Source organism: Kitasatospora sp. NPDC054795 (genome assembly GCF_053611565.1).
This window is the reverse complement of the sequence record NZ_JBSHAP010000010.1, coordinates 1-21,795: the sequence shown is the minus strand read 5'-3', so window position 1 is coordinate 21,795 and position 21,795 is coordinate 1. Positions and strand designations below refer to the sequence as shown.

The 21,795-nt window shown below is 74.9% G+C and carries 17 protein-coding genes; 12 read left to right on the top strand and 5 right to left on the bottom strand.

The features are described 5' to 3' along the window. Positions 1–62 precede the first annotated feature (62 nt). Complete coding sequence (locus tag ACWGJO_RS05680) at positions 63–551, top strand: MarR family winged helix-turn-helix transcriptional regulator (RefSeq protein WP_452182304.1); 489 nt, start codon at positions 63–65, stop codon at positions 549–551. Next, positions 551–2,068 carry an MFS transporter gene (locus tag ACWGJO_RS05675; RefSeq protein ID WP_452182303.1) on the top strand — a complete coding sequence of 506 codons (1,518 nt, stop codon included), beginning with the start codon at positions 551–553 and terminating at the stop codon, positions 2,066–2,068. Before ACWGJO_RS05680 ends, ACWGJO_RS05675 begins: the two co-directional genes overlap by 1 nt. Positions 2,069–2,075: 7 nt before the next feature. Here the strand turns inward: ACWGJO_RS05675 and ACWGJO_RS05670 are convergent, their stop codons facing one another. Both ACWGJO_RS05670 and ACWGJO_RS05665 read right to left on the bottom strand, forming a co-directional pair. Beyond that, positions 2,076–2,606: a DUF5959 family protein gene (locus ACWGJO_RS05670; protein ID WP_452182302.1), complete on the bottom strand. Its 531-nt coding sequence runs from the start codon at positions 2,604–2,606 to the stop codon at positions 2,076–2,078. Between the two features lie 290 nt (positions 2,607–2,896). After that, positions 2,897–3,895 carry a ScbA/BarX family gamma-butyrolactone biosynthesis protein gene (locus tag ACWGJO_RS05665; RefSeq protein WP_452182301.1) on the bottom strand — a complete coding sequence of 333 codons (999 nt, stop codon included), beginning with the start codon at positions 3,893–3,895 and terminating at the stop codon, positions 2,897–2,899. Positions 3,896–4,356: 461 nt separating this feature from the next. Here ACWGJO_RS05665 and ACWGJO_RS05660 point away from each other — a divergent pair, with 461 nt between their 5' ends. Together ACWGJO_RS05660 and ACWGJO_RS05655 are read left to right on the top strand one after the other, a co-directional pair. Next, complete coding sequence (locus tag ACWGJO_RS05660; RefSeq protein ID WP_452182300.1) at positions 4,357–5,058, top strand: ScbR family autoregulator-binding transcription factor; 702 nt, start codon at positions 4,357–4,359, stop codon at positions 5,056–5,058. Between the two features lie 280 nt (positions 5,059–5,338). Further along, positions 5,339–6,193 (top strand): AfsR/SARP family transcriptional regulator, encoded by an 855-nt coding sequence (locus ACWGJO_RS05655; RefSeq protein ID WP_380541222.1) that lies wholly within the window; start codon positions 5,339–5,341, stop codon positions 6,191–6,193. Between the two features lie 90 nt (positions 6,194–6,283). On the opposite strand, the gene ACWGJO_RS05650 is transcribed toward ACWGJO_RS05655, so the two are convergent. Further along, positions 6,284–6,703: an SgcJ/EcaC family oxidoreductase gene (locus ACWGJO_RS05650; RefSeq protein WP_452182299.1), complete on the bottom strand. Its 420-nt coding sequence runs from the start codon at positions 6,701–6,703 to the stop codon at positions 6,284–6,286. 34 nt (positions 6,704–6,737) lie between these two features. After that, positions 6,738–7,454 carry a TioE family transcriptional regulator gene (locus tag ACWGJO_RS05645; protein ID WP_452182298.1) on the bottom strand — a complete coding sequence of 239 codons (717 nt, stop codon included), beginning with the start codon at positions 7,452–7,454 and terminating at the stop codon, positions 6,738–6,740. Positions 7,455–7,624: 170 nt separating this feature from the next. Here ACWGJO_RS05645 and ACWGJO_RS05640 point away from each other — a divergent pair, with 170 nt between their 5' ends. After that, positions 7,625–8,779, top strand: coding sequence for an erythromycin esterase family protein (locus ACWGJO_RS05640; RefSeq protein ID WP_452182297.1), 1,155 nt, complete (start codon positions 7,625–7,627; stop codon positions 8,777–8,779). On the opposite strand, the gene ACWGJO_RS05635 is transcribed toward ACWGJO_RS05640, so the two are convergent. Further along, positions 8,692–9,963: a LysR family transcriptional regulator gene (locus tag ACWGJO_RS05635; RefSeq protein ID WP_452182296.1), complete on the bottom strand. Its 1,272-nt coding sequence runs from the start codon at positions 9,961–9,963 to the stop codon at positions 8,692–8,694. The two genes, ACWGJO_RS05640 and ACWGJO_RS05635, sit on opposite strands and share 88 nt — an antisense overlap. Before the next feature lie 71 nt (positions 9,964–10,034). On the opposite strand from ACWGJO_RS05635, the gene ACWGJO_RS05630 reads away from it, so the two are divergent. From ACWGJO_RS05630 to ACWGJO_RS05600, 7 genes are all read left to right on the top strand, one after another. Beyond that, positions 10,035–10,724, top strand: a complete 690-nt coding sequence (locus tag ACWGJO_RS05630) for a maleylpyruvate isomerase family mycothiol-dependent enzyme (RefSeq protein ID WP_452182295.1) — start codon at positions 10,035–10,037, stop codon at positions 10,722–10,724. A gap of 181 nt (positions 10,725–10,905) precedes the next feature. Further along, positions 10,906–12,024, top strand: coding sequence for a PP2C family protein-serine/threonine phosphatase (locus ACWGJO_RS05625; protein WP_452182294.1), 1,119 nt, complete (start codon positions 10,906–10,908; stop codon positions 12,022–12,024). A gap of 479 nt (positions 12,025–12,503) precedes the next feature. Then, complete coding sequence (locus ACWGJO_RS05620; protein WP_452182293.1) at positions 12,504–13,829, top strand: MFS transporter; 1,326 nt, start codon at positions 12,504–12,506, stop codon at positions 13,827–13,829. A 112-nt stretch (positions 13,830–13,941) separates the two neighbouring features. After that, on the top strand, positions 13,942–15,255 hold the full coding sequence (locus ACWGJO_RS05615) for a non-ribosomal peptide synthetase (RefSeq protein ID WP_452182292.1): 1,314 nt from the start codon (positions 13,942–13,944) through the stop codon (positions 15,253–15,255). A 321-nt stretch (positions 15,256–15,576) separates the two neighbouring features. After that, complete coding sequence (locus ACWGJO_RS05610) at positions 15,577–18,663, top strand: non-ribosomal peptide synthetase (RefSeq protein ID WP_452182291.1); 3,087 nt, start codon at positions 15,577–15,579, stop codon at positions 18,661–18,663. Then, positions 18,660–19,835 carry an acyl-CoA dehydrogenase family protein gene (locus ACWGJO_RS05605; protein ID WP_359900872.1) on the top strand — a complete coding sequence of 392 codons (1,176 nt, stop codon included), beginning with the start codon at positions 18,660–18,662 and terminating at the stop codon, positions 19,833–19,835. The genes ACWGJO_RS05610 and ACWGJO_RS05605 overlap by 4 nt, the downstream gene beginning before the upstream one ends. 39 nt (positions 19,836–19,874) lie before the next feature. Next, on the top strand, positions 19,875–21,746 hold the full coding sequence (locus ACWGJO_RS05600; protein ID WP_452182290.1) for an amino acid adenylation domain-containing protein: 1,872 nt from the start codon (positions 19,875–19,877) through the stop codon (positions 21,744–21,746). The last annotated feature ends 49 nt before the right edge of the window (positions 21,747–21,795 follow it).

Here is a 21,795-nt window from a genome sequence, read left to right as displayed (position 1 = left end):
GTTCCCGGGAAATCCTTCAGTCCAGACTGGACAGTCCAGACTGATGAAATTACCGTGGAGCCATGACCGAGAAGCGAACCGGCCCCCAGGCCGCCGCGGCCCGAAAAGTCCCCGCCGAGGCCGTGGCGCCCGACACCGCGGCACTGGCCGCCCGCGAGCTGCGCGCCGTCTTCAGCCGGCTGCGCCGCACCCTGCGGGAGGCGAGCGGGACCAGCGACCTGACCCCCTCCCAGACCGCCGTGCTCAGTCGGCTGATCAACGACGGTCCGGCCTCCGCGAGCGCGCTGGCCGCCGCCGAGCGGGTCCGTCCCCAGTCGATGGCCGCCACTCTCGCCGTGCTCGAACAGCACGGACTGGTCGGTCGCCGCCCGGACCCCGAGGATGGTCGCCGCCAAGTGGTCAGCCTCACCGAGGCGGGCCTGGCCCACGTCGCGGACAGCCGCCAGGCCCGTCAGGAGTGGCTGACCCGGGCCATGGCGGAGCACTACACCGAGGCCGAGCGCGCCACCGTACTGGAGGCACTGGCCCTGATGGACCGGCTGAACCGGTGATGGCCGGTCCGTCCGCCCTGCTGGCCCGGCTCCGGTCCCGCCGCCAACTGCCCGCTCCGGAGGGCGGGTTCAACCGCCGGCTGATCGCACCGATGGTGCTCGGATCGATGCTCAACCCGATCAACTCGTCGATGATCGCGGTGGCCCTGGTGCCCGTGGGCGCCGCCTTCGGCGCGCCGCCCGCCGAGACGGCCTGGCTGGTCACCGCGCTCTACCTGGCCACCGCCGTCGGCCAGCCGGTGATCGGGAGACTCGTGGACACCCACGGGCCGCGCCGGCTCTACCTCGCCGGGACGGCCCTGGTCGGCCTCGCCGGACTGCTCGGCGCTTTCGCCCCGACGCTTGGACTGCTGATCGCCGCCCGGGTGCTGCTCGGCCTGGGCACCTCCGCGGCCTATCCGGCCGCGATGCACCTGACCCGTACCGAGGCCGAGCGGACCGGGCAGTCCAGCCCCACCGGGGTGCTGACGCTGCTGGCCGTCGCCAACCAGACCGTCGCGGTGGTCGGCCCCACCCTGGGCGGTCTGCTGATCGGCGCGAGCGGCTGGCGGACGGTCTTCGCCGTCAACGTCCCGCTGTCACTGGCCTGTCTGGCGCTCGGCGTGGCCCGGCTGCCCGTCGCCGACCGCCGCTCCGGCCGTCCGGACCGAGGTGACGGGTCCGACGGCAGAGACGCGTCCGGCCACTGCGACCACCGCGACCGCGCCGACCACCGCGACCGCGGCGACCACCGCGACCGTCCGGAGCGCCTCGACCACGCCGGGATCGCGCTGTTCGCGGTCCTGCTGCTCGCCCTGATGCTGTTCCTGATGCGGCCCGACCCGGCGCGCTGGTACCTGCCGGTGCTCGCCGTCCTGGCGGCCGTCGCCTTCGCCGTCCGCGAGCGGCGGGCCCGTGCCCCCTTCATCGACCTGCGGTCGCTCGCCGGCAACCGCCCGCTGATCGCCACCTACCTGCGCCAGGTCCTCGGCTGCACCTCCGTCTACGCCTTCCTCTACGGCTACACCCAGTGGCTGGAGGAGGGGCGCGGCCTGTCGGCGGCCTCCGCCGGACTGGTGCTGCTGCCGCTGTCGCTGACCGCGCTCACGGCCGCCGGGGTCACCGGCCGCAGTCCGGGTGTGCGCGGCAAGCTGCTGGTCGGCTCCGTCTGCCAGATCGCGGCCTGTGCCGCCCTGCTGTCGGTGCACGCGAGCAGTCCGGGTGCTCTGCTGATCGCGGTCGGTGTGCTGGCGGGCGTCTCGCAGGGGCTGATCGGGCTCGGCACCCAGACCGCCCTCTACCATCAGGCGGACCCGGCCGCCATCGCCTCGGCGGCCGGGCTGCTGCGCACCTTCATGTACCTCGGCGCGATGGCGGCCTCGGCCGCGAACGCCGCCTTCTTCCCGCACGGTGCCACCACGGGCGGGCTGCACCGCCTCGCGCTGTTCATGCTCGGCGGCGCGGCCCTGCTCTTCCTCCTCACCGTGTCCGACCGTTCGCTCGGCCGGCTGGGACGTGCTGTGCGGACCAGGGGATGACGGATGATCAGCTCTCCTCCACCGGGGTTCCGCGCCAGGCGTGGAGGCCCGGGGCGAGCTCGACCACCTCGGCCGGATAGGCCTCCCGGACGAGCTTGAGCAGCGCGCGCTGCTCGTCCAGCCAGTTCGGTGCGGGGGAGAGGACGACCCGGAGCGTGACGCCCGATTCCTCCGCGTCCGAGACGGTCACCCAGAGCCCGCCCGGCCGCGCGGGCTCGATCCGCAGTTCCGGGCCGTGCTCCTCGTCCAGCCAGCGGACCGCGGCGCCGCGCCCGAGCCGCTCCAAAGCGGTTTCCCACTGGGTGAGATGGCGGTCGGTCACCAGCGTGACGAACTGCCCGCGCACCGAGTCGGCGGTGACGGTGATCTCGCAGTCCAGCCAGTCGTGTCCGAGCAGGGAGCCCGGTGCGTGCCGTCCGAGCACCCGTACCCGGACGTTCCGGCCGCCGGTCCGCCCGTCGCGGCCGGGGGCGTCGTCGGTTCCGGGGCGGTCGGTCAGTCTTATCAACTCGTTCTGCTGCGAAGCGACTTCGCTCACGGCTTGCTCCTGTTGGCAGCGGATCAGGGGCTGACATCCTTGCGCAGGTGTTCGCCCCGGTGCCAGCCCGGAATCGGGATGTTCCGGTCGTCGCCGGCGGGCGGGAAACGCCCTGTGCCAGGGGGCGCCGCCCCGGCAAGCGTCGTCGGCACGCGGACGGCCCGCCGGACCGGGAGGGTCGGGCGGGCCGTCCGCTTGGCGGGGTGGAGGGTGCGTCCGGTGGTGCGGCGGGTGTGGACCGCTGCTCGGGCCGTACCGGCTGCCCGGTCGGTGCGGCGGCGGCCGTCGGGTCAGCGGTGGTCCGGGTGGCCGGTAAGCACGGTGGTGAAGATCGGCTCGCCGTGCTGGTGGCCGGTCACGGTGGTGGTGAGGCTGTCCGGTTCCTCGCCGGGGGTGTGCCGGGCGGTGATCGTGGTGGGCGCGTCGTGCTCGGCGTACCGGTGGAAGGTGGTGGCCGCGGCGGCCGGGGTGACGGTGACCGGGCTGCTCAGGGCGTTGGCCGCCTGCCGGGCCGCCTCCAGCAGCACCATGCCGGGGATGTGATCGTTGGCGTGGTCGAAGAGGATCGGGTGCCGGAAGTCGGGAGTGAGGTGCCAGCTGTTGGGGGCGTCGGCCGGGGTCAGGACGACGTCGCTCGGGCGGAGTCGGCCGACCCGGGCCGGCGGGAGCGGCTCGGCGGTCACGGTCGGCGCCGCGGGGTGTTCGGCGTCCTGGCGCCCCCGGCGCAGCCGCTGGTAGGTGGAGTCCGGGACGGTGGTGAACCGGGCGTACCCGGTGGCGGCGAGCTGAGCGCCCCGTCGGACGACGGTTTCCAGCGTGAAGTCGACCGTGGTGCCGGAGCGGCGCGGCTGGGCGAGGAGCTGGATCTCCAGGGTGAGGTCGGTCGGTGCCGCTCCGATCGGCAACTGCCGCGGCTGAGTGGTGTAGTCGAGGTTCCACATCATGAACTTGTGGTCGAGCGGTACGCCGAACCGGGTGTGGGCGAGGTAGAGGCCGGCCTGGCGGATCGTTTCAGCTGCTTGCATCGGGTCGTGCCGGGTGCCGTCCGGCGTGCAGAAGAAGGTGTGCGCCCGCGGCCACTGCGCGGTGACGGCGAAGGCGGTGTCGGTCAGCTGGTCGCTGCCGGTGATGAAGACCTCGGCGTGGCAGGCCCGGTGCACGTACTCCTTGGCGACGGTGCTGGTCAGGCGAGGCGCCGGGGCCGCTGCTGCGGCCGGGCCGGGGATCGTCCGGGAGGCCGGGCCGGTGGCGAGGGCGGAGGCGGGCGTGCGGAAGGCGAGCAGAGTCATGGGGAGCGCTCCGAAAGGCCGTGATGGGCGGGGTGGGCTGCTCAGGGCTCGTAAGATACGTACCTACCGGTTTGGTTTTCAAGGAGCCAGAACAAAGGTTCGTCGGCGGCCGAGCGTGTTCGGTCGGGCACGGTGGGTGTGTGTCGGTCACCGCCCCGAGATCAGGTTCACCGGGCGGACCTGCTTGACCTGTGGGAATGTCGATGGCCAAAGTTGTCAGGTCCATTGCCATGACTGGATCGTTCGTCGTCCCCCCGGGCACAAGTGGGAGCTGTTGCTCCGGATATGGGGGCTCGCGGCGAGATATCGGCCATCTGTTCGCCCCATACCGTCCACGCGGTTTTAGTCCGCTCGAGGACGGCCCTATGTGACCTGGGATGCAGCGACCCCCGTCGACCGCGGCGGGTAAGATACGGGGTGTTTGGTTTTGTTTGCCGAGCGTTTCGGGTGGGGTGGTTGCGGTGGTGCGACAGGAGCGGGCGGTCCGGACGCGTCGGCTGATCCTGGAGGCGGCGGCGTCGGTCTTCGACGAGTACGGGTACGAGGGGGCGACGATCGGCGAGGTCGTGGCCCGCGCCGGGGTGACCCGCGGCGCGGTGTACTTCCACTTCGCCTCCAAGCGGGAGCTCGCCCAGGGGGTCGTGGAGGAGCAGTTCGGCCGGGACGAGATCCCCGAACGGCAGTGCAAGCTCCAGGAGTTCGTGGACCTCGGGATGGTGGTCGCCCACCTCATGCCGCGCGACCCGGTCCTGAGCGCGGGCGCGCGGCTCTCCCTCGGCCAGGACGTGTTCGGAGACTTCAGTGGCGGCGCGGCGCCCGGCTGGATCCAGCGGGCCGAGAGCGTGCTGGAAACGGCGGGCCGGCGCGGTGAGCTGCTGCCCCAGGTGGTGCCCGCCGAGACGGCCTGGCTGGTCACCGGGGCCTGGACGGGGGTGCAGATCCAGTCGCAGAAGATGTCCGGCCGGGCGGATCTGGAGCGCCGCATCTCCGCGCTGTACCAGCATGTGATGCCCAGTATCGCGGTGCCCGGGGTGCTGGCCACGCTCGACCTCGCGGTGGACCGGGGCGCCCGGGTGGTCGCGGAGCTCGCGGCGGCCCGGGTGGCGGAGTCCGGCCCGGCCGGGGCGGAAGGGGCGGGTGCGGCCGGCGTCGGACCGGCCTGATTCGGGCGCTCGGGGTGGCCCGGGTGGTCCGTGCGGGCCTCGTTCGAAGCGGTTCGAGGCCGGACGGGCGGTCCGGCGTCCGGTTCCAGTGGGGATTGCTCCGCCCAAAAACAAACAGCGCGTTCGGTTTTGTATTGACAAACCGTCTGTCCTGTTTTTGGATGGGCGTCGGGTGCTCGACCGACCTTCCAGCGGACCTGCGTGGACGGTGAGCAGCGGAGCACCCGCCCGGCCGGCGGCCGTCGGGGCCGCCGATCCGTCTGGATATGGGGTGGTCGTCGTGGAGATCCGGGTGCTGGGGTCCTTGGGGGTCCGACTGTGCGGGGCGTCGGTGGTGCCGTCGGCGCCGAAGCCGCGGCAGGTGCTCGCCCTGCTGGCGTTACGGGCCGACCAGGTCGTACCGGCGGGAGTCCTCGCCGAGGAGCTGTGGTCCGGCCGCCCGCCACGCAGTGCCCGCACCACCGTGCAGACCTACGTGCTCCAACTGCGCGACCTCATCGACCGGGCGCTCGCCCAGGGCGACGGCGGCCCGGGGGCCTCCTGCGCGAAGGACGTCCTGGTCACCTCGGCCGGCGGCTACATGCTGAACAGTGGCGGCGGACTGGTCGACCTCCAGGAGTTCGACCGCCTCGCCGGGCACGGCTACCGCGCCATGGACGGGGGCGACTTCCCGCTCGCCGCCCGCCAGTTGGCCGATGCGCTCGCGCTGTGGCGCGGCCCGGCCTTCGCCGACGTCCCGGTCGGCGGCCAACTCGCCGTCGAGACCAGACGGTTGGAGGAGATCAGGCTCTGCGCACTGGACCAGCGGATCGAGGCCGACCTGCGACTCGGCCGGCACCGGGTGCTGCTCGCCGAACTCACCGTCCTGATCGACCGCTACCGCACCCACGAGAGCCTGCACGGCCAGTACATGATCGCGTTGCACCGCTCCGGCCGGCGGGGCGAGGCGCTCGAGGCCTACCAGCGCCTGCGGAACACCCTGGTGAGGGAGTTGGGCATGGAGCCGTCCGCGGCGCTGCGGCGGCTCCAGCGCTCCATCCTGCTCGCCGGCCCCGAGCGCGCGGACCAGGAGCAGCCGGGCGCGCTCGCGGACGGCGCCGGCGCCCGCACCGCCCGGCTCACCCGGGTCGGCTGAGCCGGGCCGGTCGGGCCGGGTCGGCCGACCGGGGCGCGGCGCCGGCGTCCGGTGGGGGCGGGCAGGGGCGGACGGCGACGGGCCCGGGGGCTATTCGGCGAGCACGCCGGTGTTCTGGCAGGCGTGCAGCAGCCACCGACCGTCGTCCTGCCTGGTCATGACGTACAGCGGTGCGCCCTCCGAGTCCCCCTCCGGCGACCGGTAGACCTGGCGGACCTTGACGGCGGCCACATCGGGGCGAAGGAACTGGATGTGCACCGGCTCGTACGTGACGTCGCCGTCCCAGGTCGCGGCGGGCAGCACAGCACGGGTGAACTCGGCGATCGTGTCCAGGCCGAGGAGGACCTTGCCGTGCGCGGTGGTCCAGATCGCCTCGGGGTGGAACAGCGCGAGGAATGCGTCCGGGTCTTTGGCGCGCTGGGCGCGTTCGACGGCGGCCACGACCCGTTCGATGGCCTGGATGTCCGCCTCGTGGGCGGCCTGTGCGTTGGCTGCTGCTTCGGTGTTCATGTGGATCACTCTGGTACCTCAAGTGGCCTTGAGGTCAAGCCGGTCGGGGCGTTCCGGTGCGCAGCCCCAGGTAGTCGTCGAGGCGGGCGGAGGCGGTGAGCATCGCCAGGCCCCGGGTGGTGAGGCGCTGCTGCCAGCCGTCCAGGGCGGCGGCGAGCTCGCCGGTGCCGCCCGCGGTACGGATCTGCCGCAGCACGGTGGCGATGTGGTCCAGCAGGTAGCCGCCCCGGCGGAGCAGGTGAGCGAGTTCGGCGTCCCGGACGTCGGCGGGGAGATAGCGGCGGTGGCCGGTGGCGCGGTCCCGGGCCGGGGTGAGGATGCCGGCGGCCTCCCAGGCCCGCAGGGTCGCGGGGGTGACGCCGAGCCGGTGTGCGACCTCGCCGACGGAGCGGGGGCCGGGTGGTGCGGGGAGCCCGGTTCCGGCGGCGGCGCCGGTCAAGTGGCCGACGGCCTCGCGGACGGCGGCGAGGGTCTCCCGGTCGCGCAGCAACTGGGCGTGGCCCCGGTCGAGTTCGGTGAGGGCGTCGCCGATCCGGTCGGCGTGGACGGCGGTCATGACCGAGCCCGCCGTCGCGTACCCGTACGCCGGGACGAGGGCGAGGTAGGTGCGAAGGGCGGCGGCGTGCAGCTCGGTGTAGATCCGGTATCCGGTGGGCGTGCGTTCGGCGGGCGGGAGGCAGCCGTCGCGCTCGTAGTTGCGGATCGCCTGGGTCGAGATGCCGTGCTCGCGCGCGAGATCGGAGGGTCGCATGGTCGTCCGGTCGTCTCCCGTTCCGGGCTGGTGGGGTGAGGTGGGGCCGGGTGGGGCGGGGGTGTTCGAAGTCGATCGATGGTTGGGGAATGTTTGAGGCTTTCGGCGGCGGCCGGGCGGCGGAAGCGGGAAAAGTCTCAACCGTTCCTTCAAGGATACGCTTGAGGTCCATGAACCAGGACGTGTATGACTTCATCACCCCCGCGTGCGAGCTTCTGGGGCTGGGCGAGCCGACGCACCAGGAGCCGGCGTTCGGGCTGGTCCGCAACGAGCTGTTCGCCGGGCTGGTCGACCGGGGCTTCCGTTCGATCGCCCTGGAGACCGACCGGGTGGCCGCCCTCGCCGTGGACGCCTACGTCCGGGAGGGTGTCGGCACTCTCGAATCCGCGATGCGGAAGGGCTTCACGCACGGCTTCGGGGAACTCGCCCCCAACCGCCGACTCGTCGCCTGGATGCGGGAGTTCAACCGGCAGCGGCCGTCCGGGGAGCGGCTGGCCTTCCACGGCTTCGACATCCCGACCGAGAACACCAGCGCCCCCAGCCCGCGCCGCTACCTCGAACACGCCCGCGACTACCTGGGGCTCGACCTCGACGTCGCCGGCGTGGCGGGCGAGGACGAGCGCTGGAGCCGTACGGAGGCGGTGACGGACCCGGCCCAGTCGCCGGGCGACACCGCCGACGCCGCCCGGCTGCGCTGCCTCGCCGACGACCTTCTCGTCCAACTCCACATGCGGGCGCCGGAATTGATCGAATCGACCTCGCCGGCCGAGTGGTACGACGCCCGTGCCCGGCTGGCCGCCGGGATCGGACTGCTGCGCTACCACGCCCAGTCGGCGGTCCGGGGCCGCACCCCGAGCGCCCGGATCAGCGCCCTGCTCGGCGTGCGGGACGCGCTGATGGCGCAGAACCTCCTCGACATCCGCGAGATCGAGGCCCGGCGCGGACCGACCCTGCTCTTCGCCCACAACCGGCACGTGCAGCGGAACCCGAGCGCCTGGGCGCTGGGCGAGCTGGACTGCCGGTGGACCGGCGCGGGCCACACCGTCGGCGCGCTGCTGGGCGAGCGCTACGCCTTCGTCGCCGGGAGCCTGGGGCGCAGCGAGGCGCTCGGACTGGCCGAGCCGGCGCCGGGGACGTACGAGGCCCACCTGCGGGGACGCGGTGCGGCCTGGGAGTTGACGGACACCGCGCTGCCGGCCGACGCCCGCACCCGCACCGACACCGTCCCGCGGCAGGGCTACTTCCCGCTCGACCGGGAGGTGCTCGACGGCGCGGCCGCGCTGCTGCACATCGCCGACGGCGCGGCGGTGACGGCCGGAGCCTGAGCGGCCGCCGGCCCGGGGTAGGCCTGCCGCAGGTGGGCCACCAGGGCGGCGGTCGGCGGCGAGGAGGGCTGTCCGGTCGGCCAGGCGAGCGCGATCCGGACCCGGGGGACGGGGTCGGTCAGTGGACGCACCCGCAGACCGGGCAGTGGGCCCGGGTCCGGCAGCACGGCCACGCCCAGGCCGTGCGCGGCGAGCTCGGCCAACTGCGGTGGCGCGGCCGCCTCGACGCCGACCGTCGCCGCGACGCCGGCCTCGGCCAGGGCGCGCTCCAGTGCCGTGCGCAGGCCGGTGCCGCGCGGGGTGCTCACCAGGGCGTGTCCGGCGAGCGCCGCGACCGAGAGCGTGTCCCGGCCGGGGGCGGTAACACCGGCCCCGCTTCCCGAGTCCCCGGCGGAGCCCGCGCCCGGGACCGTGCCCGTACCCGTGCCCGTGCCCGTACCCGTACCCGTACCCGTGCTCGTGCCCGTACCCGTACCCGTGCTCGTGCTCGCGCCCGTACCCGTACCCGTGCTCGCGCCCGTACCCGTGCCCGAGCCGTGGACGGGCCCCGCGCCCGATCCCACGCCCGAGGCGGGCCCCGGCCCCGAGGCCTCCGCGAGTGGATGGTCCACCGGGCAGGCCGCGACCAGCGGGACCTCCAGCACCGTGTGCAGCGCCAGCCCGCTCAGCGACGGCCCGCCGCCGTCGCCCTCCCGCCCGCTCCCGGGGGTGGGCAGGCCGACGACGGCGAGGTCCAGCCGGCCGTCGCGCAGCGCGGAGAGCAGCCGCGCGGTGGTGTCCTCGGTGAGCGAGAAGTCGATGCCGGGGTGTTCCTGGCGGAACGCCGCGAGCGTGGTGGCGAGCCCCGGGAAGGTCCCCAGCTCGGACGGCGGGGTCATGGCCGCCCCGGCGACCATGCCCAGACGCACGTGTCCGCGCCGCAGCCCTCCGAACTCCTGGGCCGCGCGCCGGGCCGCGGCCGCGGAGGCGAGCGCGGCCCGGGCGTGCGGCAGCACCGCCTCGCCGATCGGGGTGAGCCGTACGGTGCGGCCCGAACGGTCGAGCAGCCGGTGGCCCAGTTCCCGTTCCAGCTGCCGGATCTGGGAGCTCACCCCGGGCTGGGTGAGGTGCAGCAGCTGCGCGGCCCGGGTGAAGCTGCCGTGCTGGGCGACGGTGACGAAGTACTGGAGCTGCCGCAGTTCCATAACTCCCGATCATAGGTGCCAGAACTTCCCGGTCTTGGACGGGTGTACGGTTCCGGCCGCAGGCTGGGCGCATGGAAACCGTGCCGCAGGACAAGGACACCGGGGTGCCGCAGTACCAGGACACCGGGCAGATCCACTGGATCCGCGAGCAGATCGCGGCCGAGCGCCGCGAGCTCGCCCGGGTGTTCGCCGACCTGGCCCCGGAGCAGTGGAGCTCGCCCTCGTTGTGCGATGGGTGGCGGATCCGCGAGGTGGCCGCGCACATGAGCACTGGCTTCCGGCACTCGACGGCGCGCACGCTCCTCGAACTCGCCCGCTCCGGCGGCAACGTCCACCGGATGGCCGACCGGATCGCCCGCCGCGACGCGGCCGCCATGACCGAGCGCGAACTCGCCGCCGCCATGGCCGACCACGCCGACCACCCCTGGCGCCCGCCGGTCGGCGGCCCGCTCGCGGCCCTCGCCCACGACGTCGTCCACGGCCTCGACATCACGGTGGCGCTCGGCCTGCCCGCCCGGCTGCCGGTGGCGCGGACGAAGGCCCTGCTGGCCGGTGTCTCACCCCGCGCGCTGCGGTTCTTCGGGGCCCGGCTGGACGGCGTCCGGCTGGTGGCGACGGACACCGCCTGGGCGTACGGCGACGGGTCGCTCACCGTGACGGGGCGGGCGGAGCACCTGCTGCTGCTCGCGTACGGGCGCCGGGTGCCGGAGGGCCTGCTGGCGGGGCCCGGCGCGGAACGCTTCACGGCGGACGCCGCGTAGCGGCGGGTTGGCGTACAGGCCCAGCCGGGGGTACCCCACCGGGAGAGGCCAACCGCCCTCAGGTTCGGGAGCGTCGCCGAACCGGACTTCCCCGGGCGGCCGTCGTGCGCGTTCCGGGGGCCCGTGACTACGATCGGAAGAAGTCCTTCCGGATGGTGGTGAGACGGAAGCCAGGTCGCCGATGGCCCCGAGGTCCGTGCAGTGGCCCCCGTACGTGCGGGTCGCGCCGTGGTTGCTGACCGCCGGCGGGCTGGTGTGGAACGCGCTGGACCCGACCGACTACTGGGGCGATCCGTTGCTGGCGGCGGCCGCCGTGCTGGCGGGCGCGCTGCTGGCGCTGCGGGACACCGTCGCGGTGGGGGTGGCCAACGTTCTCGGCATCCTGCTGCTGTCCACCCAGGACGGGTCGATCGGGACCGGGGCCGGCTTCCTGGAGCTGGCGAACACGGCGTTCGCGGCGCTGCTCGGGGTCGGGGTGAACCGGGTGGTGGCCCGGCACGGGCGGCGGCTGGCACGGGTGCGGTCGGTGGCCGAGGCGGCGCAGCGGGCGGTGCTGCCGGAGCCCCCCGCGGAGGTGGGGCGGCTGTCGGTCGCGGCCTGCTACCGGGCCGCCCAGGACGAGGCACTGATCGGGGGCGACGCGTACGCGCTGCAGGTCACCCCGTACGGCGTGCGCGGGCTGATCGCCGACGTGCGGGGCAAGGGGCTGCACGCGGTCGGGGCGGTCTCGGTGCTGCTGGGCGCCTTCCGCGAGGACTCCCACCGGCTGCCGGACCTGTCCGCGCTCGCGGACGCGCTGGAGGACTCGCTGCTGCGGGAGAGCGAGCGGATGAGCGAGGAACTGCGGCTGGAGGGGTTCATCACCGCGCTGCTGGTGGAGTTCCCGCCGGGGGAGGAGAGCGTGCGCACGCTCGACTGCGGGCACCCTGGCCCGTACCTGCTGAACCCGTACCCGCGGGGCGGGGGCGGGCCCCCGGTGCGCCGGTTGGACGCGGCGGATCCGGGGTTGCCGCTGGGGATGGGCGGACTGGGTGTGGCGCGCCCGGCGCCGGAGAGCCGGCCGTTCCCGGCCGGGTGGACGCTGCTGCTGGTGACCGACGGGGTCACCGAGGCCCGGGACACGGCGGGGGAGTTCTACGACCCGGTGCTCGGGCTGGCCCCGCTGGGGCCGTTCGCCGGGCCCGGCGAGGTGCTGGACGCGCTGGTGGCGGACGTCGAGCGGTGGACCGGTGGGCCCAGGGACGACGACATGGCGGTGCTGGCGATCACCCGCCGGGCGGAGGCGGAGTCGGCCGGCTGACGGGCGGCCGGCGGGCGGCCGGCGGTCGGTGGAACGGGCGGCGGAACAGGGGCGGCGAACCGGTGGGCGGAACAGGGGCGGGACGGGTGATGGGCCGGGTCGGGCGCGGATGGTCCGTGACCGTCCGGTCACCCTGTCTACGGCTCGCTACGGTCACGCCAGTATCACGATGAGATGACGGCCGGACTGCACTCCATGGAATCCGGCCAAGTTGAGCGTCTCCGTCCGGTGGCTGGAAAGACAGCGTCCGAATACCGGACAAGGAAATGGACGGACGGGCCCGGAGGCGGTCGGAGTGCCCGTCGGCCGGTGCCGCCTAGGCCGACGGACGCCGCGGGCGGCGTGACGGCGGGAGAAGCGGTCATAAGGAGCGCGCAAAGGCGGGCCGGGGGAGTGGCGGGATTCGGCCGACGTGCGTTCCGTCCGGAAACGGACCTGGTGCTTGCCCCGTGTCGAAGGGGTGACCGAGAGTCGCACCGATGAACGAGAAGCCCAGCCCCCGCCAGGCCCGTCTGCTCGGCCACCGTGACTTCCGGCTCCTGCTGACCGGAGCCGCGGCGGCCCAGACGGGCAGTCAGGTCACCCTGGTCGCCCTTCCCTTGGTGGCCGTGATCGTGCTCGACGCCACGCCGTTCGAGGTCGGTCTGCTGACCGCCGCCGAGACCGCCGCCTTCCTGCTCGTCGGCCTCCCCGCGGGCGCCTGGCTGGACCGGATGCGCAAGCTTCCGGTGCTGATCCGGGCCGACGTGGTGCGCTGCCTGGCCGTCGGGTCGATCCCGCCGGCCGCCGCCTTCGGGGTGCTGACCATGCCGCAGCTCTACCTGGTGGCGCTGGTCACCGGGGTGGCGACAGTCTTCTTCGACGTCGCCCACCAGTCCTTCCTGCCCGCCGTCCTGCCGCGCGAGCAGCTGGTCGGCGGCAACGGCGCCCTGGAGACGGTCCGTTCCTCGGCGCAGATCGCCGGGCCGGGCCTCGGCGGCGGGCTGGTCCAGCTGCTCGGGGCGCCGCTCGCCATCGTGGCCGACGCCTGCGGCTACCTCGTCTCCGCCCTGCTGCTCGTCCGGATCAAGGTCGACGAGCCGCGGCCGGAGCCCGAGCCGGGGCGCTCGCTGCGCGCCGAGGTCGGGGAGGGCGTGCGGTTCGTGCTCGGCCACCCGCTGCTGCGGGCGATCGCGACCGCCACCGCCACGTCCAACCTGTTCTCCGCCGTGCTGACCGCCGTGCAGACGGTGTTCTGGGTGCGGGTGCTCGACCTGTCGCCGGGAGCCATCGGCGTGCTGCTGTCGGTCTCCGCCGTCGGCGGACTGGCCGGCGCGCTGTGCGCCGGGCAGCTCGCCCGGTGGATCGGACAGGCCCGGCTGATCTGGCTGTCCACGGTGGTGACGGCGCCGTTCGCGATGCTGTGGCCGCTGTCCGGAGGCGGTGCGGGCGTGGTGCTGTTCGGCCTGGCCTCCGGGGTGGTGCTGTTCGGCGCGGTGGCCTACAACGTCGCCCAGGTGAGCTTCCGGCAGAGCATCTGCCCGCCGGAGCTGCTCGGCCGGATGAACGCCACCATGCGGTTCCTGGTGTGGGGCACCCTGCCGATCGGCGCCCTGATCGGCGGCGTGGTCGCCGAGGCGGCCGGGCCGCGCACCGCGCTCTGGCTCTGCGCCGCCGGCTTCCTGCTGGTGCCGCTGCCGCTGCTGCTCTCCCCGCTGCGGCGGATGCGCGAGCTGCCGGGCCCCGACCGTACGGCCGGGCAGGACGCGGACGCAGAGGCGGACGCCGCCGACCAGGAGAGCGCGGTGAGCCCCGGCACGTCCTGACCGGCCGCCCACCCGCGCCTTCCGCACCTGAACCCTCCTGCCGACCGAACCCGACCCCCGACCGATCCCCGACCGATCCCCGAGCCGCGACCGGAAACCGGAGACCGTTCCCGTGCACGCCAGCATCACCGCCGCCTACCTCGCCCGGTACCGCTCCGCCGCCGCCGAATCCCCGGTGGAGCTGCTCCCGCTGACCGGCGCCCAGCGGCGCTTCCTGATCACCCGCCGACTCGCTCCGCAGAGCCGCACCGACGTCGTCCCGCTGTTCTTCGCCTACCCGCGCGGCACCCTCGACCTGGGCCGACTGGCCCGCGTCGCGGCCGCCGTGGCCGCCCACCACCCGGCGCTGTGCGGCGGATTCGCGACCGTGCGCGGCACACCCGTGCTGCGCACCGGCGGCCCCTCCGCCGAGGCCGCCAGGATCGCCGTCGCCCCCGGCGGCACCGCCCGTGCGGCGCTGCGGGAGGCCCTGTCGAACTGGCCCGCCGACGGACCCGCGCTGCGCCTGCTGGTGGCCGCGGACCCGGACGGGGACGAGGAACTGCTCGCCCTCGCACTGGACCACGCCGCCTGCGACGAGCAGTCGCTCGGCCTGCTCACCGCCGAACTCGGCGCCGCGTACGAGCGGGACGAACCGCCGGCGGACGGGCCCGACCCCCGGGCGCTGGCCGACTACCGGCAGGCCGTCGAACTGCAGCTCGCCGCCGAGGACGCCGCCGGCGGCCCCGCCGCCCAGGCCCACTGGGGGCGCCGGCTGGGCGGCCTGACCGGGGCGGGCGGCGGCGCGGCGACGTCCACCGGCATGCTCACCGAGCGGCTGCCCACCGCCGGGGGCGCCGCCCGCGGCGCCGTCTTCCCGGCCCTGCTGGACGCGGTCGGCTCGGCCCTGCACCGGCTGCACGGGGCGGACGGGGCGGCCCGGCCGGAGACCGGGGGAGGGCCGCTCGCGCTCGGCTATCCGTGGGGCGGACGACCGGCGGGCGCACCTGCCGCGCTCGGCTGCTTCCTCAACACTCTGGTGCACCCGGCGACTTCGGGCCCGGTCGCGGACCTGGACGCCCTCGCGGACGCCTGGTGGGACGACCTCGACCAGGCCGGCACCCCCTTCGACGAGGTGGTCCGCGCGGCCCGCACCGCCGGGGCCCCGTGGTCGGGCGCCCTGGACGGCCTGCTCACCATGGAGGACCTGCACCGCCGGCCACCGCTGGTGCTCGGCGGCACCCCAGGCCGGGAGACCCACCTGGACGGGCGCCCGCTCGCCGCACCGCTGGCCGTCTCCGCCTCGCACGGCGACGACCTGCTGATCCGGCTGGCCTGGGACCGCGACCGCTTCCCCGAGGCCGACGCCCGGGCCGCCTTCGGCGAACTGCTCGCCGTGCTGCGGCACCACCTGCACGCCCGACCGGTCCCGGTCCCGCAGGCCTGAGGCGCCCGGCCGGCCGCGTCGCCCACCCGCCCGCACGAGCCTGACCGCAGGCGCCCGACCGCACGCCCCACCCCGCGGGCCCCGCACTCCCACGACGGATCCGCCACGGAGCCACGACGGACCTGCCACGGAGTCACGACGGATCCGCCACGAACCCACCACGCCCGTCCGCGCGCGTCCGACACGCCGCCGGACGGGACCCGGGCCCAGGGCCGCACCTCACCCCGGTGCGCCCCCGGGCCGCCGGCCGGCACGGGAACACCCCACGTCCGCGTCCGGCCACCGCAGTGCCGACAAGCCCACCACACAAGGGAATCGACCATGTTCGCACTCTCTCCCTCGCAGGAGATCGTCTGGCTGCACGAGCAGATGCTGCCGGGCAGCCGCGCCTACAACTTCACCGCCGTCCTCGACCTGTGGGGCACCCTCGACCGGGACGCGCTGCACACCGGCCTGGCCGCCGTGCTGGCACACCACCCCGGTCTGCGGCTGGAGTTGGTGCCCAGGTCGGAGGGGCTGCCCGGCCAGCGGGTCGCCGAGGTCTGCGAACCGGAGCTGCGCCAGAGCGACTTCGCCGCCGAGCAGGACCCGGAGGCCACCTTCCGCCGGCTGCTCGCCGCCGAGGCCGAGGAGCCGCTGGACACCGAGCGGGCGCCGGTGCTGCGCTGGCACCTGGTCCGGCTCGGCGACGACCACCACCGGCTGATCCACGTCGAGCACCACCTCGTCCACGACGGCCACTCCTTCGCGATCCTGCTGCGCGACCTGTTCACCGTCTACCGCGCCACCGTCCTCGGCGAGCCCTACGAGCTGCCCACCGCCCCCTCCTACGAGGACCACGCCCGCGCCGCCGCCGACCTTCCCCGGGACCGCGGACTCGACTTCTGGACCAAGGAGCTGACCGGCGCGCCGCGCGAGGTCACCCTCCCCGGGCTGGCCCGGCCGGGCGTCGAACGGCGCCACCGCGGCGGCCAGCTGCGCCAGTCGATCGGCGCCGACCTGGCCGAGCGGCTGCGCGAGCGCAGCAAGGCCGACGGCCACACCCCGTTCAGCACCCTGCTCACCCTGTTCGCCGAGCTGCTGCGCCGGCACAGCGGCCACCGCGAGGTGGTGATCGGCACCGCCGTCGGCAACCGCCCGGAGGGCTTCGAGGGCACCGTCGGCATGTTCGTCAACACTGTCCCGCTGCGCCTGCGGCTCGACCCGGCGGCCCTCGGCACCGACGCCGTGGACGAGGTGACCGATGTCCTCCTGCGCGCCCTGCCGTACCAGGACCTGCCGGTCCAGGAGCTGACCCGCCGGCTCGGGCTGCACACCACCGGCGCCGACAACCCGCTGTTCAACGTGATGTTCAGCGCGCACGACGCGGCGCTGCCCGACGTCCAGGCGCCCGGGCTGGAGGTCTCGCTGTACGAGGGCTTCAACACCGGCACCACCCGCTTCGACCTCGACCTGGTGCTGCTGCCCGACGACCGCCGGGTGGTCGGCGAGAAGCACGGCGCCGCCGGGATGACCCTGGTCTGGGACTACGACGCCGACCTGTTCCGCGAGTCCGAGGCGGTGCTGCTGTCGGAGCGGCTGCTGGAGCTGCTGCGCTGCTACCTGGACCGCCCGCAGGCGCCGATCGCCGGGCTGGCCCCCGCGCCCGAGGCCGAACCGGCCGCCCCGGTCACCCCGGCCGCACTCGACCCGGCCGCCGCCCACGACCCGACCTCGCTCGCCCTGCTGGCCGGTACCGAGCGGATCAGCTACGGCGAACTCGACCGAAGGGTCAGCGAGTTGGTCGAGCGACTGCGCGCCGCCGGAGTCACCCCCGGCCAGCCGGTGGCCACCGTGCTGCCGCGCGGCGCCGACAGCGTGGTCGCCCTGCTCGCCTGCCTGCGGTACGGCGCCGTGTACGCGCCGCTGTCCACCGAGGACCCGGCCGCCCGGCTCGGGCTGCTGCTGGAGCGGCTCTGCCCGGCGCTCGTCCTCGCCACCCGGCAGAGCGCGCTGGCACTGCCCGCCGAGGGCGTCACCCCGGCGCTGCTGGACGGCCCCGCCTTCCCGAAGGCCGAGCCCGCCGCCGCGCTGGACGGCGCCGCCTACGTGATCCACACCTCCGGCTCCACCGGAGTGCCCAAGCCCGTCCTGGTCGGCCGCGAGGCCCTCGCCGGGTACGTCGCCGCGATCGCCGACCGCTACCGGCTCACCTCCGCCGACCGGGTGCTGCTGTTCGCCCGGCCGTCCTTCGACGTGGCCCTGGAGGAGGTGCTGCCCGCCCTCACGGCCGGCGCCGCCCTCGTCGTGCCGCAGCGCGAGGTGCCCACCGGGCCCGAGCTGGTGGCCGTGCTGGCCGCCCGCGGCGTCACCGTCGCCAACCTGCCCACCAGCTACCTGCTCGCCGTCCGCGAGGACCTGCGCGAGGCGCTGCGCGACGGCCGCTGGGCGCCCCGCCTGCTGGTGCTCGGCGGCGAGCGGCTGCCCGCCCGGGCGCTGGCCGGCCTGACCGGGGCCACCACCGTGCTGAACGCCTACGGCGTCACCGAGGCCACCGTCACCTCCACCGTGTACGAGGTCACCGAAGCCGACGTCGCCGAGGACGGCGAGATCCCGCTCGGCGCCGAACTCGACGGTGCGCGCATCCACGTCCTGGACGACACGCTGCGCCCGCTCGCCCCCGGCTGCGTCGGCGAACTCGCCGTCGGCGGAACCCTGCTGGCCGAGGGCTACCTGGGACTGCCGGAGCCCACCGCGGCCCGCTTCACGACCGTCCCCGCGCTCGACGACGCCCGCGTCTACCGCACCGGCGACCGCGGCTACCGCGACCTGGACGGGCGGCTGCGCTTCCTCGGCCGCGCCGACAACCAGGTCAAGCTGCGCGGACACCGGATCGAACTGGAGGAGATCGAGGCCGCGGCCTCCGCCGAACTCGGCGGCCGCTCCTGCGCGGTGCTGCTGCACACCGACCCGCAGACCGGCCCCCGCCTGGTCGGCTTCCTGGAGGGCGCCGACCGCCCCGACCAGGCCGCCCTGCACGAGGCGCTCGCCCGCCGGCTGCCCGGCGGACTCGTCCCGGCGAGCTGGACGGCCGTCGCCGCGATGCCGACCCTGCCCGGCGGCAAGCCCGACCGTGCCGCCCTCGCCCGCCTGGCGGACGAGGCCCCGGAGGCGGAGGAGAGCGAGCCGAGCGAGTTCACCGACCCCGGCCAGCAGCTGATCGCCGCCGCCTGGCGCGAGGTGCTCGGCCACGACCGCTTCGCCGCGGACTCGCACTTCTTCGAGGTCGGCGGCCACTCGCTGCTCGCCGCCCAGCTCGCCGCGTACCTGGAGCCGCACCTCGGCAGCCGGCCGCCGCTGCGCACCCTGTTCCGACACGCCGTCCTGGCCGACCAGGCCAAGGCTCTCACCACCGGTGGTGCCAAGTGACTTCGCCCTCCGCCGTCCTGGAAGCCGGCCACCGCGAGCTCGTAGAGGCCTTCGAGAGCTTCGTGCGCCGCGAACTCGTGCCGCTGGCAGCCGAGTTGCCCGAGACCGCCGACCAGGTCCCGGCCGACCTGCGGACCTACGTCCGCAAGCGCTCCGCCGCCCTCGGCTTCTACGCGGGCGACTACCCCGAGGAGCTCGGCGGCGCCGACATGCCGTTCACCGCCGTCGTCCTGCTGCACCACGCCGCCGGACGCAGCGGCTGCGTGCTCGCCCCGTACGCGCTGGCCGGCTCTGACGGGCCCAGCCCGCTGCTGCGGCACGGCACCCCCGAGCAGGTCGAGCGCCACCTGGTCCCGCTGGTGCGCGGCGAGCAGACCCGCTGCCTCGCCCTCACCGAGCCGCACGCCGGCTCCGACGCGTTCCACCTCACCACCACCGCCGTGCGCACCGGCGAGGGCTGGGTGCTGAACGGCCGCAAGACCTTCGTCAGCAACGCCGAGCACGCCGGGATCGCGCTGGTCGTCGCCGCCACCGACCTCGGCGACGGGGCCGGCCCCACGGCCGGTGCCACCGCCTTCGTGCTGCCGATGGACCAGCCCGGGCTGCGGATCGGCCAGCGCTACGAGGGCATGTCCGGCGAGCCGCTGTTCGAGCTGCTGCTGGACGGCGTCACCGCCGGCCCGGAGGCCGTGATCGGCGGGGAGGAGGGCGTCGGCGCGGCCACCGCCCTCGCCATCGACAGCCTCTCGCGCGGCCGCCTGGTGGTCGCCGCGATGTGCAACGGCATCGCCGAGCACGCGCTGCGGATCGGGGTCGAGTACGCCAAGGACCGGCGGGCCTTCGGCCGGGTGATCGGCGAGTACCAGCACATTCAGGAGCACCTGGTCGCCACCCGGGCCGAGGTCGAGGCCTCCAAGCTGCTCACCCTCGCCTGCGCCCGGCTGGTCGACGAGGGCACCGAGTCCCCCGAGAACGCGGCGCTCGCCAAGCTCACCGCCTCCGAGACCGCCGTGCGCGCGGTGGACCGCTCGCTCCAGGTGCACGGGGCCACCGGCTGGGTGCGCGGGCACCCGCTGGAGTTCCTGTACCGCTACGTCCGGATGACCACGATCATCGAGGGGACCTCGGAGGTTCAGAAGGTGATCATCGCCCGTTCCATGGGCCTGAACTGACGAAGTGTCACCTTCGTACGCGACTTCCTGGAGACGATGATGGAACACCTTGACACGAAGGCCCCGAACGCGGACGCCCCGAGCGTCGACGCCGCGAACACCGGGGCTCCGAACACCGGGACGCCGAACGCCGACGCCCCGAGCATCGGTTACGGCCGTCCGCACCAGGACGGCGCGGTGCTCGACCTCTTCACCACCTGGGCGCACCGCACCCCCGACGCCGCCGCCCTGATCGACGGCGAGCAGGTCTACAGCTACGCCGAACTCGACCGCCTCGCCGACACCGTGGCCGAGGCCCTGCGCGGCAAGGTCGGCCCGGGTGACCTGCTCGGCGTCTGCCTCGCCCACTCGGTCTCGCTGGTCGCCGTCACCCTGGCCGCCGCCAAGCTCGGCGCCGTCCACCTGCCGCTCGGCCCGCGCCCCGGCGAGCACCGGCTGCGCGCCGTCGCCGAGCAACTGCGCCCGGCCTGCCTGGTCGGCGAGCCGGACCTGCTGCCGCCCGGCGGCGAGCGGCTGCCGCTGGACCTGCCCACCGCCGGCGTGGTGGCCGCCCTGAACCCGGGCGAGCAGGTGCGCGTCCCGGCCGGCACCCACTACGCGGTGCTCACCTCCGGCTCCACCGGCACGCCGAAGGCCGTCGCCGTCACCGAGCCCGCGCTCGGCGCACTGCTGCAGTGGTACCGCGGACTGACCGGCCTCGGCCCCGGGGAGCGGCACAGCCTGCTGATCGGCGTCTCCTTCGACCCGCACATGCAGGAGCTGTGGGCCGGCCTCACCTCCGGCGCGGCCCTGGTGGTCGCCCCCGAGGCGGTCCGCTGGGACACCGGTGCGCTCACCGACTGGTGGCGCGAGGCCGGCGTCACCGTGTCCATTCTGCCCACCCCGCTGGCCGAGCCCCTCCTGGGCCGGCCCTGGCCCGCCGAGTCGCCGCTGCGCCACCTGGTGATCGGCGGCGACCGGCTGCGCCGCGCCCCCGGGCCCGACGTCACCGCGACCGTCCACAACGCGTACGGCCCCGCCGAGGCCACCGTCACCACCACCGTGCACACCATGGCCCCCGGCGGCGACCACGGTGCCGGCGCCCCGCCGATCGGCCTGCCGATCGACGGCGCCGTCCTCCTGGTCACCGACGAGGACGGCCGCCCGGTGCCGCGCGGCACGGCCGGTGAGCTGCGGATCGGCGGCCGCGGCCTGGCCGCCGGGTACCTCGACCCCGAGCTGACCGCCCGCCGCTTCGTCGGCGCGCCCGCCGGCGTGGTCGGCACCGACCGGGTCTACCGCACCGGCGACCGGGTGGTCATGCGCCCGGACGGCGTGCTGGAGTTCCACGGCCGCCTCGACGACCAGGTCAAGGTCAGCGGCGTGCGGATCGAACCCGCCGAGGTCGAGGCCGCCTTCGAACGCGACCCGAAGGTGCGCCGGGCGGTGGTCGCCGCCGAGCAGGCGCCGACCGGCGTCCGGCTGCTCGCCTTCGTCCAGGCCGAGGACGGCGCCGACCCCGCGGCGCTGCTCGACGCCGTCCGCCCGTGGCTGCCCGAGCAGGCCGTGCCCTCCGCCGTCCGGCTGGTGGAGCGCTTCCCGCTGGACGCCAACGGCAAGGTGGACCGCCCGGCCCTGCTGGCCGACGCGCCGGCCCCGGACGAGGAGTCCCCGGCGGACGAGGCCGGCACGTCGGTCGAGCGCGCCGTGCTGAAGCTCTGCCGCGGGCTGATCGGCCGTGCCGACCTCGGGCCCGAGGACAACTTTCTCGCGTCGGGCGGCAATTCGCTCGCCGCGGCAAGACTGCTGGAGGCCCTGGAGAGCGAGTACGGCGTACGGCTGCGCGCCCCCCTGGTGCTGCGCCAGCCCGACCTGCGGGCCGTCGCCCGGCTGGTCGAGGAGCGGGTGGCCGATCTGGCCGCGACCGCCTGACCCCGCCCGAACCTCCTCAGCGGGGCGCCCCGGCCCACTCGGCCCGGGC